Here is a 13,327-nt window from a genome sequence, read left to right as displayed (position 1 = left end):
AACTTAAATCACAGTGGTTATGGGATATTTCTTTAGTGGTACATTAAGCTGGCAAAAGGTGGTACATTCTTTGGCAAACAGTGGTAAGAAAGTTGGCATCAGTGGTACAAATGTGTGGCAGTAGTCAAAAAGAGAAATTGATGACGACATTATTAGTAAAATTTAACTTAAATGAGAGGGTTTTCGTAGTAGAATAGTAAGTTATAAGGGAGTGGGTGATGACGATGAAAATGAAGACATTAACTAAATTAGCCTTAACGTTCGCAGGGGTTGCAATTGTAAGAAGAGCCTTTGATACAAGCATTCAAATTAGAAAATACCAAATGAAGAGCAATAAAGTAAACAATAATGTTCGGGTGATGTTCTTAAGTGATTTACATAATAACCAGTTTGGTGATAATCAATCTATCTTGATAGAACAAATTTCCGAACAAAAGCCTGATATTGTGCTTTTAGGAGGTGACCTTTTCGACTACGTTGGAAATGTCCACCCAACAACTAAGCTCCTCGATTGGTTAGGCCAACATTACCCAACATTTTACGTCACGGGGAATCATGAATTACGTATGAAACATTTAGCTGGCTTTAAACGCTTGATTCGCAAGATGAATATTCAAGTGTTAGAAGGAGACCGTGCGAAAGTAGAAGTGGGTCAAACAACACTAGTAATAAATGGTGTGGATGATGCGAAACACAAACGTACATTTAAAAAACAATTGAAGTACGTAGGAAAAAAAATAGATACAGAGTATCTTAATATCTTAATCAGTCATCGCCCTGAACAAGTTGAACAATATGAAAAATACCCGTTTGACTTAATATTAGCGGGACACGCTCATGGAGGACAATTCCGATTACCTGGCTTAATTAACGGCCTTTACTCACCGCAACAGGGCTTTTTCCCAGCTTACGCCGGTGGCGAATATGAATTAGAGAATGAGGCTAAGATGATTGTCAGTCGCGGCTTGATGATTCAAAATCAACAGTTCCCACGTATCTTTAATCCACCTGAAATTGTCATCGTCGATTTACATTAAAATGCTAAAAAGCTTAACTATCTCTAAGTATGGTTAAGCTTTTTTAGTATAAAAATAAGATTATCTAGGAAGAAGCTCCTAAGATAATGTTGTAAATATGATTAGTTTTGTTTGTATTTTGAGTACAGAGGTTCAAAAGCTTTACGAAAGGCTGTTTCGTCCGCAAGAGTCGCATGAACTTTTTTTAAGTTCTCGACATTAGGCTCGTATTCTAGCCAAAGTTTAATTCGTCCTGAAGGACCATATTTCTCAATCATATGCGTATAAACTCGTTTAAAAGTATCCTCTTTAACGTAGTCAGGATAGTGATCCAAACTATATAGAATGGTTCGACTCAGTAATCTTTCAAAGTTGATATCGCGATCCGCCTCAGAAATAATCTTACCATAAAGTGAACGGGGTTCATAAGGTAAAGATGCACGGTGATCTTCTGCTGCTTGGGCAATCGTCTTTATTTCATTATCAGTAAAAAATGTTTTTAAGACAAAATCCGCTTCGATAATTTTACGAGAGGCTGATTCATGTCCTTGTCGGCCAAACTTTAAGCCAATATCGTGATAAGCTGCGATAGCATAGACAATGTTTAGATTCACATTATAATTTTTTGCGATATCCAAACTATTCTCAATTACTTGATATACATGATCAGGTTGATGAGCGCCATCATAGGCTTTGTACTGAGGAATTATTTTTGATTCAATATACTCAACTAATTTTTGATTTATCATTTTAACACCTCATTGATATTTTTGTTAGTATAACATAATTAGAATTAAATGTGATAAAATTAGAATTAATTAAAAAATAGGGGAAATAAGATGAAGATAGAAGCAAGAAACACCTTAGATAATACGACAATAAAGCAAATCAATGAATTAGAAGCAATGGTTCAAACGCATGACGGAACATATCATGATATTTATTTAGATAATCGCTTTAATTTTGACCAAAGAATGCCCGCATTTTTATTTGCTTGGGTTGAAAATTACTTGATTGGTTTTCTATCCATATATGCTGATAATATTGAAGAAGCTGAATTATCAGTGATTGTGCACCCAACTTATAGACAACAAGGTATTGCCACAGCTCTAATAGAACAAGCTAAAGAGATTATTAAATCCTTTCGAATTGCTGATATATCTTACATAAGTGAGCGACGCTTCATTGAAAAAACGAATTATCTACACAGAACGTATCAAATCGACTGGCACGAGACAGAATATTTGATGGAAGCTAAAGTAATGGTTGAGCAAGAATATCCAGAAGCAACTATCCAAGTACGAAAAGCAGTGATGACAGATGCGAGAAGTATCGCTTCATTTCAAGCAAAAGTTTTCGAGAGTTCTTTTCAAGAAGCGATGACCTATGCAGAAGGCAGTATTGGTGAAGATGATCATGAGATCTTTGTTTTCTTGAATCAGGAGGGAGACATTGTTGGCTCCAGTTCAGTGAACACAACGGAAGAATATTATTATCTCTTTGGCTTAGCCGTGGATCCAAATTATCAAGGACAGGGCTTTGGAACGCAAGGTATCTATCAAATGATGAAGCAGTTAAATGCAGAGGACGAACGTCTATTTCGCTTATCAGTAGAAAAAGAAAATGCACACGCTAAACATTTATATCAAAAGAATGGCTTTGGGGTCATATCAGAAGTCGTTTATTTAAAAGAATAACGGAGGGAATTTTTGGAATTATGGGACTTATTTGATCGGAGTGGAAACATCGTTAGTACGAATCATGGACGAGGAGATACGATTCCTGAAGGTACCTATCATAAGATTGTGAATATTATTGTGCAGCATGTTGATGGGGATTATCTTTTAATGAAGCGTTCGGATGATAAAGAAAGTCGTGCAGGAGAATATGAGTTAACTGCTGGTGGAAGTACAATCAAAGGTGAAGACTTTAGTGAGGGTGCTTGGCGAGAATTATATGAAGAAACAGGGATTAAAGCAGATGCACTCTATGAATTGACGCCAGTCATTATTCGAGAAGAGAAACGATATTTACAAAAAAGTTTCTTTTGTTTAACTAATATAGATAAAAACTCCATTCAATTACAAGCAGGAGAGACTCAAGGTTTCCAGTGGTTGAGTGAAGATGAAGTCTTAGGTATATCTAATACAGATAGTTTAGTCCATTTAACAAATGAAGTCATAGAGCGAATTAAAGAAATCAAATTAAAGCACCTTAAATTAACTTAAGAATGTCACAATAACGTCATAAACTTCAAGCAAACTTCACACCATTCCCTTTGAATGATTGCTATAATTGATATAACAAGCAATAGGGAGGGATTAGATGAGACGTATTCGTGATATTGTTTTAGCTTTATTATGTACGATAGCTATTGTCAATGTAACAGCCCATGATCAATCGATGACGCTAGAGCAACCGGAATTAATATTGGCCCAAGAGTTGAATGAGTTTGAAGGAATCCCAGAAGAGATTCAAGGTGTCTGGTCGTATGAAGGTGACATGACGAGTCAGTCGGTTATCTTGCGTGGTAACCAAATGATAATAACAGATGATTACAATGGCTCAGTCTACTATACTATTGATATGACTCAAGTTGAAGAGAACTTTGAAGTGGATGGTATTGACGATAATTCAGAGAGAACACTTTATATTCTTAACACAAATATTAATGATTATTCAATGCGTTATGGTGATGAAGAAGCAGCCATGACGACTGAAAACTTCTACTTTGTCTATGATGAGAATGAAGATATCTTAATCCCTCAGCCAGAAGTGACGTTTAACCGCAATGCTGAAGAAGAGCTTGCTTATATAATCCACGACAATATGATTACAGAACAACCAATTAACCGTGAACAATTACGTGAGGTCGATAGTGAATTTTTAGTCAATCGATATCATACTCATCAAGAAGCCGGTAGCGAAGATATATACTTAGAATTGTACCGAGATATTGCGAATGAATACCCTGATTTAAATCTATTGCGTAATGAGAACTATGAAACATACAGTGCAATTAGTTCGATTATTATCGCTAATTCAGAATTAACTTATGGAAGACTGAATCAAGCAGGACCCGATAAAGTCCTGTCACTATATCAAGAAGCTCAAAATAGTGCTAGCAGTGAAGATGTTGTAGTAAAAGAAATTTACCCAAGTATTGAAGCAGAAATCCAGGCATTCCATGACCGCCAATTAACGTATGAGAATTCATTGAGATATAGCGGAGAATAAGTTAAATATCCCCATCAGCAACCAAGCTGATGGGGATATTTGTATTTTATGATGAGGCTTAATCAAACAAAAGAAAATCGAGATCGTCAGGAACATCAGTTTCTAAATTGTAGACAACACCGTAGTCATCCTTAATATAAGTTGTATTAGTATTAGCTTCAAAACGTAATAGGGGAGTAGAAATATCATACATTGATACTTCCCATAAATTTCGATTGAACTTAATATTAGGCTCGTTGATATACAGGACGTGTGGCGTCCTACCTTGCGCCGAATTGGATGAAAAGTTGAAAGAAGCTAAATTTAGAATGCCTGGATTTTGTAAATCAAAGATAAAACGCCAAGTCTCACCACCACTATTTGCTACGATATCTGCTGTTGCTCGATAAGCTTCAGCATAGTCAATACCATGTTTTTCATTGAATGAGCTCACTTCTTCATTGGTCATAGAGTTAAAATCAATATGATCATCTATATAAGTTTGGATATTACTTAGACGTGTCCGGTTACTCAAATTAGTTGGATTCATGGTGGGTGAATTTTGGGTAATAACAACAACAGTATTATTTTTTTGATCAAAGTGAAAACCTGAAATAACTTGTGTTTCATCATCAGTTAGATAAGTTCCATCATAATCAAAGATTTGAGCTGAAACGATTTGAACCTGCGTGACGATTAAACCTAAAAGAATAATTAATTTTATTAACTTATTCATTTTGATTACCTTCTTCTAAGGTATAAACGATTCCGTACTCATCTGTGATACTGTCGGTACTCTCGTTCATCTCAAAACGAAGAATCCGTGGGTCTCCCATAATGCCAACAATCCATAAATCTTGGGATTGTAGAATTTCAGGTTTTGAAATCAAAATATCACTATTGAAGTCAGAATCAATGTCCGATAAAGAATGCACTCCCGGAATTTCTTGAAAAGCGAGTCTCAATGCATCCTTACGAGTCATCCAAGGCTCTACTTTATCTGCTGCTTCTAGCAATATTTTTGAATAATCTATATCGTCTAATCCCCATTTTTCGCGCATGTCATTTATTTCTTCAGCTGAGATAAATGGATCGATTAAAGCAGTATGGTTTCCACTGTTTCTAATCTCTAATAAACGACGAATATCTTCATTTTGACTCGACTGTTGAGTAAGAATAGTAATTGATTGCGACTCAGTATCGAAAGTAAACCCTCGTATCGCTTGGTTTTCATCGGTGAGATAAGTACCTTCATACGGAAAATCTCCAAAACCATCATGTGCTTCAACTAATGAAATTGTAAAGAAATTTATCAAAAATATAACGGCTAACGTAACTACAGTACTGCGTGAAAATTTCATTTAAACCATCCTCCTTGGAATTTATTGTTGACGAAATACTTTAGCAAATCTATACTTTCAGTAACAAAACAATTTTCAACTTCTTACTTATACTATAATAGATATGATGATAGTAAAGTTAATTTATTCATAAACGATGTTTTTTCACTCATAATCAGCCTAAAGTAAAGGAGTGCACAATGAATTTCAATATTTTTCAATATATTGTACCAACTTATATTTTATACTCATATTTCATTCAAAAGCCAAAAATAAATAAAGTAGTTTCAGGTTTTATATGTATCATCGTTGTTATAATCACAGCGCAATTAAATTTGAATTACCGTGAAGCTTTACAAACATTTTTAATATTTATGGTCTTTTTCGTATCGACTTACTGGCATTACAGAACTGTTTCTATTAGTACTATATATAGTGCTTTACCTTTAATTATTTATTACATAGCTACAGAATCAATGAGCTATGTTCAACTACCTCATTTTTGGATGACAATTATAATTACTTTAGCTTTTATTAGTATTCTGACTTTCCTTACTCGACAACTTATAAAGTGGTTCTACAGATATTATATCAATGCAAAAACATTCATTTATATTATTATTTTGTGCATTTTCTTTGTTGTTTATTATGCTCAACTGATGAATCTTTTCGAGTATTTCTTACTCAATGATTCAATGCTTACTATATTTAGAAGTGTTTATTTATTCGCGAGTGTATTATTTGTTCTAGTACTTATATTCTTTCACAATAGCAGTGAGCAAATTCGAATGATTGAACAAGAAAAAGCTCAAGAAGAAGTTAATCAACAATATAATCAGTTGATTACAAGGCAATATGATGATGTTCGTCAGTTTCGTCATGATTATCAAAATATATTGCTTAGTCTTGATGGATTCATAAAAGCTGAAGAGTGGGATCAATTACGGGATTATTTTGAACGAGTCTTAGATAAACATGACATTCAAACAGATGATACCAATCGGCAATTAGGTAAACTAATTTACTTACAAAATGCTGACTTACGAAACTTAATCTATACTAAACTATTATATGCCAAGTCACGAGGGATTGTTGTGAACATTGAAGTGTCAGAAAGTATGTTTATTGAAACAGATGAAACATTATCATTGCCACGTATGTTAGGCATTATTTTAGATAATGCCATCGAAGAAGCGGCAGAAATTCAACATGGAGAGCTATCGGTTTCATTAATCCAAGAAGAATTGGAGTCCCTAATAATTGTAGAAAACTCTTGCCGAGTAGATATTGAAAGTTTAGTTACATTAAAAGAAAACGGATATTCAACCAAAGGGGCAGAACGAGGGATTGGACTCTTTAACTTAGATAGACTAGTAGATAAGTCTATGATACTGCTTAATACTCAAATTAATGATCAGGTGTTTACTCAAGAGCTGATCATCCCAAGAGAGGTGATTTGATGCAATCTATTTATATTTGCGAAGATGACAAGAAGCAATTAGCCTATATGAGTGAAGTCATTGCTAATTACATTATGATTGAATCACTTGATATGGAACTCAGCCTGGCATCTGTGAACCCACTAATTCTTTTAGAAGCAATTAGGTCTGAAAAAGCTTCGAATGCAATCTATTTTCTTGATATTGATTTAAACCATGATATGAATGGTTTAGACTTAGCTAAAGAGATAAGAAAGGTTGATGACTTAGGTAAAATTGTATTTATAACTACACACGCAGAATTAGCTCCGGTTACTTTTCGTTATAAAGTTGAAGCGATTGATTACATAGTAAAAAAGACACCTGAAGAATTACAAAACCGAATAATAGAAATTTTGAATGTGATTAGTGAGAGACAACATTTAAATTCAGAAGTAAAAAGACAATATACATTTAAAGTAGGTAGTAAAATGCGCTCAATCGCTTTAGATAATATTATATATTTCGAAAGTTTATCTCAGCCGCATAAAGTGGCAATCATTACTACAAATGGACATTATCAGTTCTATGAAAGTTTAAAGGCAATTGAAAAATCACATGAGGAATTTATCCGCGTTCACAAATCATTTATTGCGAATATAATGATGATTGAAAGTGTTAATCAAAAAGAAAAAATCATTACTTTTAAAAATGGTTTAACTTGTGATTTATCAGTAGCAAGAGCCAAAGAAGTACGTAAGCGACTAGAAGAAATGAGTATCAGACCATAAATAAGCACCGATAAATGCAGTTCTCCTGCATTTATCGGTGCTTTATTCTTTAATTAAAAGCAGTGTTTAAAAGAGTGTTTAAAGTGATTAAAGTGTTTAACCAGTGTATTGAATACCTTCGATATCTAACAATTTCATCTTTACATTAATCCCACCATTATAGCCTGTTAACGAACCATTCTTTCCGATGATACGGTGACACGGAATAATAATAGAAATTGGATTTTGGCCAACAGCGCCTCCAACTGCACGAACTGCTTTAGGATTGTTTATATTTTCAGCCAACGCTCCATAATGAATAGTTCGACCGTAAGGAACATCAAGTAATGCTTTCCAAATTGACTGCTGAAAAGGTGTTCCATTTTGGATGTCTAACACTAAATCAAACTCATTACGTGATCCTTGTGTGTATTCTTGAAGTTGTTTAATCGATTCTGCATTTATAGATTCATCTTCTTGGATAGTAAACCCCTTAAATAGCTTTTCCAAAATCGTTATATCTCCATCGTCTGGACTTACGTAAGCTAAGCCCTTTTCTGTTGAAGCAATCGTATATAACCGATTGAATACCGTATGAAAAGTGTAGTACAAAGTTGGGCTCAAGGTAAACTTCCTTTCTATATAATAACCATTTTATTTGTATCTCTATTATAACTCTTTAAGAATCATATTGAAATGAATGATAATTCATACCAGTCTATGTTAAAATAGTGATTAAAAGGAAATTTCTCCTTAGATATCATTGCATAGAACTAGCATTTAAGTTAAAGTATACATGTCGTGAAACATAGGTTTGTTTCACAAAAGGACTTATTTAAAAGGAGACGGTTATGACAGTCGAAGAATTTATCCAAGCCCTGAATGAAAAGGGCAGTCAATTAACTGAACAACAGATTAATCAGTTTGAACAGTATTACCACCTGTTAGTCGAGTGGAATAATAAGATTAACTTAACGGCAATTACTGAAAAGCCAGATGTGTATTTAAAGCATTTCTATGATTCATTAATGCCCTTATGGATGGCACCTGATTATTTTAAAGAGAATGCTACTTTATGTGATGTTGGCGCAGGGGCCGGCTTTCCAAGTATTCCAATGAAAATTGTACGCCCTGATTTAGACATTACAATTGTAGATTCATTGAACAAACGTATAACATTTTTAAACCTTTTAGCAGAGGAATTGAACTTAACAGGCGTTAAGGCTGTTCATGGTCGTGCAGAAGAAGTTGGACAAGACAAAGCCCACCGCGAACAATTCGATATCGTCACAGCAAGAGCTGTAGCAGCTTTAAACGTCTTAAGCGAATTGTGTTTACCATTAGCAAAAAAAGGTGGCTACTTCATTGCTCTGAAAGCACAAAGAGCTGACGAAGAAATCGTTAAAGCGAAAAAGGCTATCGCAACGCTTGGAGCGAAGTTTGAAGAGCAAATTAGCGAGATGTTACCCATTGAAGATAGTGAGCGTGAAATCTTAGTGATTCGCAAAACTTTAGAAACACCGAAGAAATATCCAAGACGTCCTGGTAAACCAGCCAAACAACCGTTATAACAAGGAGGAGATCGCATGAGTAAAATGATTGCAGTCGGTAATCAAAAGGGTGGTGTTGGTAAAACCACCACAACAGTTAACCTAGGAGCTGCTTTAGCAACTTTAGGTAAAAAAGTATTAATCATTGATTCTGATTCGCAAGGAAATGCGACGAGTGGTCTTGGGGTAGAAAGAAGCGCATTAGATGCAAGCTTGTATGAAGTACTCATTGATCAAATTCCAATTCAAGATGTCATCGTTGAAACAAGTCAAGATAACTTATGGATTGTACCGTCAAACATTCAACTTGCAGCTGCAGAGTTAGAACTAGTAAATATTGAAAACCGCGAGTCACGCCTGAAAGAAGCAGTGGCCCCGATTCGGAAAAATTATGATTATATCTTAATCGACTGCCCACCTTCATTAGGTCAATTATCAATTAATGCTTTTACCGCAAGTGATACAATTTTAATCCCAGTACAAGCTGAGTATTACGCGCTAGAAGGATTAACACAATTATTAAATACCATTCGTTTAGTTCAAAAAACTTATAATCGCAATTTCCGTATCGAGGGCGTGTTAATTACAATGCTCGATGCACGAACGAATTTAGGCTTTGAAGTGATGGATGAAGTACGTAAGTATTTCCATGAAAAAGTCTACCGCACAGTCATTCCAAGAAATATTCGCTTATCAGAAGCACCTTCTTATGGGCAATCAGTCATTGAATATGATTCTCGTTCAAGAGGTGCGGAGATGTATGTTGAACTGGCAAAGGAAGTGATTAGTAATGGCGAATAATAACCAACCTCGTAAACGAGGTGGCTTAGGCCGAGGTATGGATGCCTTGTTTTCAGCATATGAGGAAACTCCAGGCGAAAACGAAATCGTAGAAGAGATTCCATTAGATCAAATTCGTGCTAACCCCTATCAACCGCGTAAAACATTTAATCAGAAAGCTTTAAATGAATTAGCTGATTCGATTAAACAGTCCGGTGTATTTCAACCTGTAATTCTTAGAAAATCGACAATCAAAGGTTATGAATTAATCGCTGGTGAACGGCGTGTTCGTGCAAGTCGACTGGCAGGTAAAGAGACAATTCCAGGTATTGTTCGTGAACTAGATGAAGAACAAATGATTGAAATTGCAGTGGTAGAAAACCTACAACGTGAAGACTTGAGTCCTTTAGAAGAAGCTGAAGCATATAACATCTTGATGGAGAATCTTGATTTAACACAAGCGCAAGTGGCTGAAAGAATTGGTAAAAGTCGCCCATATATCGCCAATTACTTACGTCTATTATCATTACCAGATGAAATTAAGACAATGGTTGGGGAACAATTATCGATGGGACAAGCGCGTACAATCTTAGGTCTTAAAGATAAAGACCAACTGATTCCAGTCGCAAAACGTGTCGTAAGTGAAGGAATGACTGTTCGTCAACTCGAAGAATTAGTTCAATCATTAAATGATGAAGCTCCTAAAGAAGACAAAGAAAAAGAAAAAGACAAAAAAGAAAAAGCCAAAAAACCACCCCATTATCTTGCGATTGAACAAGAAATGCAAGATTACTTTGGGACAGCTACGACAATTAATCAACGTGGTGAACGTGGTAAAATAGAAATTGAATTTTTATCTGAATCAGATTTAATTCGAATTTTAGATTTATTAAATATACATTTATAGGGAGTGGACAAGATGAATCGTAAAGAATTCGATAAACTCGATATTGTCGAAATGAAAAAACCACACGCTTGCCAAACAAACCGCTGGCAAATTATCCGTATGGGGATGGATATTCGTATACAATGTATGAATTGTAAGCATATTGTGACGATGACTCGGCGTGATTTTGAAAAGAAAATGAAAAAAGTACTAGAAAAAGCAGAATCTGCTGAATAAGTTTAAATAAAAGAAAGAGAGTGACTACATGGCATTAACAGCTGGTATTGTTGGCTTACCTAACGTTGGTAAATCAACACTTTTTAACGCAATTACAAAAGCAGGGGTTGAAGCAGCAAACTATCCGTTCGCGACGATTGACCCAAACGTTGGAGTGGTAGAAGTACCTGACAAACGTTTAACAGACATTACAGAAGTAGTAAAACCTAAGAAAACAATTCCAACAACTTTCGAATTTACAGATATCGCAGGGATTGTAAAGGGTGCAAGTAAAGGCGAAGGATTAGGAAACAAATTCTTAAGTAATATTCGCCAAGTGGACGCAATTTGTCACGTTGTTCGTTGTTTCGAAGACGAAAATATTACTCACGTTGACGGGAAAGTGGACCCACTTTCAGATATAGAGACAATCAACTTAGAGTTAATCTTAGCTGACTTGGAATCGATTGATAAGCGATTAATACGTGTCCAAAAATTAGCTAGAACTAAAGATAAAGATGCGTTAATCGAGATGGATATTTTAGAACGCTTGAAAGATGCACTTGAAAGTGATCAATTAGCGAACTCAGTTGAATTCACAAAAGAAGAAGAGCCGATTGTAAAAAGCTTATTCTTATTAACACGCAAGAAAATGTTATATGTAGCAAATATTGGTGAAGAAGAAGTAAGTGATCCAAGCTCAAATCCTCACTTACAAAAGGTCATTGAATTTGCTGCTACACAAGGAGCAGAAGTTGTTCCAGTATGTGCAAGTCTTGAAGAAGAAATTGCGATCTTAGATGACGAAGAAAAAACAGTGTTTTTAGAAGACTTTGGTTTAGAAGAATCAGGTTTAGACCGTTTAATTCAAAAAGCTTATACATTATTAGGCTTAGGAACATACTTTACAGCAGGTGAGCAAGAAGTACGCGCTTGGACATTCAAAAAAGGAATGAAAGCTCCTCAAGCAGCTGGAGTGATTCACTCGGACTTCGAACGTGGATTCATCCGTGCTGAAACTGTTTCTTACGACCATTTAATGGAAGCTGGAAGCATGGCTCGTTCGCGTGAATTAGGTTACTACCGTTCAGAAGGTAAAGAATATATTGTTAAAGACGGCGACATTATGCTATTTAGATTTAATGTCTAGATCGATCGGGGGAAATTATGTCAGAAGATAACAAAAAAGAATTCGAAGAGAAAGATGTAGAAGTGACAACTGATAAAGTAGCTGAAGAATCAATTGAGACGGCTAAAGAAACAGAAGTAGCAAGTGTTGAAGAATCTCAAGAAAGAAATGTTATTGCTGGGATTAAAGAAAGCCAGTTTGCAGAATTAACGAACAAAAATAAGCAATTTATGTTAAGTGTAGATAAAAAATTATCTGACCAATTACACTATGAAGTTCAAGAGCGAGTCTATGCTGAAATGGTGGATACGTTACTAGACGGGCAAATCAATAGCCAAACAGCACGTCAGATTTATGGAACGCCGACAGAAACTGCTAACTTAATTATAGAACAAGAATTCCCAAATCCAGAAAATGCACCAGTTGAAAAGTCACCTGATTGGCAAATTGCTTTAGACGGTGGGCTAATGCTAGGTTCATTATTCACATTCATCACAGGTATCTCAATGTTGAATGCGGATGCGGGGACAACTTCTGCTTTCATGGGCTTAACTACTTTAATTATTAACTATATTGTTGCAGGTGTTGCGATGTTAATTACTTCTAAAGTTATGCCAGATTTAGATGCACCTAAAGGTGAGCGTCGTTTATGGCGCTACTTCGGAGTGTCTATTGCCGCAATGTTTGGTTGGTTCTTAATCGTAAGTATCAGTGCCGTATTACTTCCATCAGCATTGAACCCAGTCTTTGAATCAATGACTTATATCATTATTGCCGCTGTAACCTTTGGTTTACGCTTCTTATTAAAGAGACAATTAAATATTCAAGGTGGCGTATTCTAACCACCTCAAATCAACCAACCAAGTTTAACTTGGTTGGTTTTTATGTGCGCCCGGCATGGGCGATAACTTGGTGGTGAAAGTCCACTACAGACTTGGCAGTAGGAACTGTTAGCTAAAGGCAAGGGTGTCCACCGTGAGGTGGAATCTGAAGGAAGCCGGAGGCA

Annotated in this window: 16 protein-coding genes; 12 read left to right on the top strand and 4 right to left on the bottom strand. The window is 35.5% G+C overall.

The window, feature by feature from the left end; all coding sequences use genetic code 11:
- Positions 1-218: 218 nt before the first annotated feature.
- Positions 219-1,037, top strand: coding sequence for a metallophosphoesterase (locus ACEN31_RS09530; protein ID WP_407109281.1), 819 nt, complete (start codon positions 219-221; stop codon positions 1,035-1,037).
- A 101-nt stretch (positions 1,038-1,138) separates the two neighbouring features.
- Here the strand turns inward: ACEN31_RS09530 and ACEN31_RS09525 are convergent, their stop codons facing one another.
- A complete protein-coding gene (locus ACEN31_RS09525) occupies positions 1,139-1,765 on the bottom strand; it encodes an HD domain-containing protein (protein WP_138403819.1) in 627 nt (208 codons plus the stop codon).
- A 90-nt stretch (positions 1,766-1,855) separates the two neighbouring features.
- Between ACEN31_RS09525 and ACEN31_RS09520 the strand changes: the two genes are divergently transcribed.
- The 3 genes from ACEN31_RS09520 (at position 1,856) to ACEN31_RS09510 (ending at position 4,253) form a co-directional block, all read left to right on the top strand.
- A complete protein-coding gene (locus tag ACEN31_RS09520) occupies positions 1,856-2,713 on the top strand; it encodes a GNAT family N-acetyltransferase (RefSeq protein ID WP_407094947.1) in 858 nt (285 codons plus the stop codon).
- Positions 2,714-2,725: 12 nt separating this feature from the next.
- The gene (locus ACEN31_RS09515; RefSeq protein WP_407109280.1) at positions 2,726-3,244 is read left to right on the top strand and encodes an NUDIX hydrolase; all 519 of its coding nucleotides are present in this window, start codon (positions 2,726-2,728) and stop codon (positions 3,242-3,244) included.
- 97 nt (positions 3,245-3,341) lie between these two features.
- Entirely contained in the window at positions 3,342-4,253 is a 912-nt protein-coding gene (locus ACEN31_RS09510; protein WP_407109279.1) for a hypothetical protein, read from the top strand.
- A 58-nt stretch (positions 4,254-4,311) separates the two neighbouring features.
- Here the strand turns inward: ACEN31_RS09510 and ACEN31_RS09505 are convergent, their stop codons facing one another.
- Together ACEN31_RS09505 and ACEN31_RS09500 are read right to left on the bottom strand one after the other, a co-directional pair.
- Positions 4,312-4,968 carry a hypothetical protein gene (locus ACEN31_RS09505; RefSeq protein ID WP_138403823.1) on the bottom strand — a complete coding sequence of 219 codons (657 nt, stop codon included), beginning with the start codon at positions 4,966-4,968 and terminating at the stop codon, positions 4,312-4,314.
- Positions 4,961-5,593 carry a hypothetical protein gene (locus ACEN31_RS09500; protein WP_407109278.1) on the bottom strand — a complete coding sequence of 211 codons (633 nt, stop codon included), beginning with the start codon at positions 5,591-5,593 and terminating at the stop codon, positions 4,961-4,963. The genes ACEN31_RS09505 and ACEN31_RS09500 overlap by 8 nt, the downstream gene beginning before the upstream one ends.
- Before the next feature lie 179 nt (positions 5,594-5,772).
- Here ACEN31_RS09500 and ACEN31_RS09495 point away from each other — a divergent pair, with 179 nt between their 5' ends.
- Complete coding sequence (locus ACEN31_RS09495; protein ID WP_407109277.1) at positions 5,773-7,032, top strand: sensor histidine kinase; 1,260 nt, start codon at positions 5,773-5,775, stop codon at positions 7,030-7,032.
- Positions 7,032-7,781, top strand: coding sequence for a LytR/AlgR family response regulator transcription factor (locus ACEN31_RS09490; protein ID WP_407109276.1), 750 nt, complete (start codon positions 7,032-7,034; stop codon positions 7,779-7,781). Before ACEN31_RS09495 ends, ACEN31_RS09490 begins: the two co-directional genes overlap by 1 nt.
- 96 nt (positions 7,782-7,877) lie before the next feature.
- Here the strand turns inward: ACEN31_RS09490 and ACEN31_RS09485 are convergent, their stop codons facing one another.
- Entirely contained in the window at positions 7,878-8,372 is a 495-nt protein-coding gene (locus tag ACEN31_RS09485) for a methylated-DNA--[protein]-cysteine S-methyltransferase (RefSeq protein WP_407109275.1), read from the bottom strand.
- 239 nt (positions 8,373-8,611) lie between these two features.
- Between ACEN31_RS09485 and rsmG the strand changes: the two genes are divergently transcribed.
- From rsmG to ACEN31_RS09455, 6 genes are read left to right on the top strand one after another with little or no spacing between them, the layout of a single operon-like run.
- A complete protein-coding gene (rsmG, locus tag ACEN31_RS09480) occupies positions 8,612-9,331 on the top strand; it encodes a 16S rRNA (guanine(527)-N(7))-methyltransferase RsmG (protein ID WP_138404943.1) in 720 nt (239 codons plus the stop codon).
- Between the two features lie 15 nt (positions 9,332-9,346).
- Complete coding sequence (locus ACEN31_RS09475; RefSeq protein WP_138404944.1) at positions 9,347-10,111, top strand: ParA family protein; 765 nt, start codon at positions 9,347-9,349, stop codon at positions 10,109-10,111.
- A complete protein-coding gene (locus ACEN31_RS09470; protein WP_407090938.1) occupies positions 10,101-10,997 on the top strand; it encodes a ParB/RepB/Spo0J family partition protein in 897 nt (298 codons plus the stop codon). The genes ACEN31_RS09475 and ACEN31_RS09470 overlap by 11 nt, the downstream gene beginning before the upstream one ends.
- 12 nt (positions 10,998-11,009) lie before the next feature.
- Complete coding sequence (locus ACEN31_RS09465) at positions 11,010-11,213, top strand: DUF951 domain-containing protein (RefSeq protein WP_138404946.1); 204 nt, start codon at positions 11,010-11,012, stop codon at positions 11,211-11,213.
- Between the two features lie 28 nt (positions 11,214-11,241).
- A complete protein-coding gene (ychF, locus tag ACEN31_RS09460) occupies positions 11,242-12,342 on the top strand; it encodes a redox-regulated ATPase YchF (RefSeq protein ID WP_407090936.1) in 1,101 nt (366 codons plus the stop codon).
- A 17-nt stretch (positions 12,343-12,359) separates the two neighbouring features.
- The gene (locus ACEN31_RS09455; RefSeq protein WP_407090935.1) at positions 12,360-13,163 is read left to right on the top strand and encodes a DUF1129 domain-containing protein; all 804 of its coding nucleotides are present in this window, start codon (positions 12,360-12,362) and stop codon (positions 13,161-13,163) included.
- Positions 13,164-13,327: the final 164 nt, after the last annotated feature.

The organism is Ruoffia sp. FAM 26255, from assembly GCF_045528525.1.
Taxonomy (GTDB): Bacteria; Bacillota; Bacilli; order Lactobacillales; family Aerococcaceae; genus Ruoffia; species Ruoffia tabacinasalis.
Note: the sequence above shows the minus strand (reverse complement) of the source record. Positions and strands in the feature narration are given on the sequence as shown.

Excerpts from the sequence above, each read along its gene's own strand:
- ACEN31_RS09530 (WP_407109281.1), top strand. The coding sequence starts at position 219 with ATGACGATGAAAATGAAGACATTAACTAAATTAGCCTTAACGTTCGCA.
- ACEN31_RS09525 (WP_138403819.1), bottom strand. The coding sequence starts at position 1,765 with ATGATAAATCAAAAATTAGTTGAGTATATTGAATCAAAAATAATTCCT.
- ACEN31_RS09520 (WP_407094947.1), top strand. The coding sequence starts at position 1,856 with ATGAAGATAGAAGCAAGAAACACCTTAGATAATACGACAATAAAGCAA.
- ACEN31_RS09510 (WP_407109279.1), top strand. The coding sequence starts at position 3,342 with ATGAGACGTATTCGTGATATTGTTTTAGCTTTATTATGTACGATAGCT.
- ACEN31_RS09505 (WP_138403823.1), bottom strand. The coding sequence starts at position 4,968 with ATGAATAAGTTAATAAAATTAATTATTCTTTTAGGTTTAATCGTCACG.
- ACEN31_RS09500 (WP_407109278.1), bottom strand. The coding sequence starts at position 5,593 with ATGAAATTTTCACGCAGTACTGTAGTTACGTTAGCCGTTATATTTTTG.
- ACEN31_RS09495 (WP_407109277.1), top strand. The coding sequence starts at position 5,773 with ATGAATTTCAATATTTTTCAATATATTGTACCAACTTATATTTTATAC.
- ACEN31_RS09490 (WP_407109276.1), top strand. The coding sequence starts at position 7,032 with ATGCAATCTATTTATATTTGCGAAGATGACAAGAAGCAATTAGCCTAT.
- rsmG (WP_138404943.1), top strand. The coding sequence starts at position 8,612 with ATGACAGTCGAAGAATTTATCCAAGCCCTGAATGAAAAGGGCAGTCAA.
- ACEN31_RS09475 (WP_138404944.1), top strand. The coding sequence starts at position 9,347 with ATGAGTAAAATGATTGCAGTCGGTAATCAAAAGGGTGGTGTTGGTAAA.
- ACEN31_RS09470 (WP_407090938.1), top strand. The coding sequence starts at position 10,101 with ATGGCGAATAATAACCAACCTCGTAAACGAGGTGGCTTAGGCCGAGGT.
- ACEN31_RS09465 (WP_138404946.1), top strand. The coding sequence starts at position 11,010 with ATGAATCGTAAAGAATTCGATAAACTCGATATTGTCGAAATGAAAAAA.
- ychF (WP_407090936.1), top strand. The coding sequence starts at position 11,242 with ATGGCATTAACAGCTGGTATTGTTGGCTTACCTAACGTTGGTAAATCA.
- ACEN31_RS09455 (WP_407090935.1), top strand. The coding sequence starts at position 12,360 with ATGTCAGAAGATAACAAAAAAGAATTCGAAGAGAAAGATGTAGAAGTG.